The sequence below is a fragment of the Brevibacillus sp. LEMMJ03 genome (assembly GCF_007197875.1).
GTDB classification, from domain to species: domain Bacteria; phylum Bacillota; class Bacilli; order Brevibacillales; family Brevibacillaceae; genus Brevibacillus; species Brevibacillus thermoruber.
Window position 1 is genome coordinate 1 of record NZ_VKJN01000058.1, and the last position, 589, is coordinate 589.

Below are 589 nucleotides of genomic sequence, written 5' to 3' on the forward strand. Positions count from 1 at the left end.
AGGTTGATAGGTTCGGTGTGGAAGCGCGGCAACGCGTGGAGCTGACGAATACTAATCGGTCGAGGACTTATCCACTCCATATCCTTTGCCAACCATGCGTATCCGGTTTTGAAGGCGCGAAGTCTTCAACGTTCCTCGGTAGCTCAGTCGGTAGAGCAATCGGCTGTTAACCGATCGGTCGGGGGTTCGAGTCCCTCCCGAGGAGCCATATGCGGAGAGTTACCCAAGAGGCCGAAGGGGACGGTTTGCTAAACCGTTAGTATGCGAATAGCGTAGCGAGGGTTCGAATCCCTCACTCTCCGCCATCTTCCTTACAACATTCATAGTGCGTGGCGGTGTAGCTCAGCTGGCTAGAGCGTTCGGTTCATACCCGAAAGGTCGGGGGTTCAAGCCCCTCCACCGCTACCATCCTAAGTTGCGGTCGTGGTGGAATTGGCAGACACACCATCTTGAGGGGGTGGCGGGGTGACCCGTGCGAGTTCGAGTCTCGCCGACCGCACCATCAGAAACATGGCCCGTTGGTGAAGTGGTTTAACACAGCAGCCTTTCACGCTGTCATACAGGGGTTCGAATCCCCTACGGGTCACCA

General features: G+C 56.4%; 5 tRNA genes. All 5 read left to right on the forward strand.

Annotation, left to right across the window (positions count from 1 at the left end):
- Window positions 1-132: 132 nt before the first annotated feature.
- The 5 genes from FOI68_RS22770 to FOI68_RS22790 all read left to right on the forward strand — a co-directional run bounded on the left by FOI68_RS22770 (window position 133) and on the right by FOI68_RS22790 (window position 589).
- Window positions 133-208 (forward strand) — tRNA-Asn (locus FOI68_RS22770).
- A 5-nt stretch (window positions 209-213) separates the two neighbouring features.
- Window positions 214-305: transfer RNA gene (locus FOI68_RS22775), tRNA-Ser, on the forward strand.
- Window positions 306-331: 26 nt separating this feature from the next.
- A tRNA-Met gene (locus tag FOI68_RS22780) sits at window positions 332-408 on the forward strand.
- A 9-nt stretch (window positions 409-417) separates the two neighbouring features.
- A tRNA-Leu gene (locus FOI68_RS22785) sits at window positions 418-502 on the forward strand.
- Between the two features lie 10 nt (window positions 503-512).
- Window positions 513-589 (forward strand) — tRNA-Glu (locus FOI68_RS22790).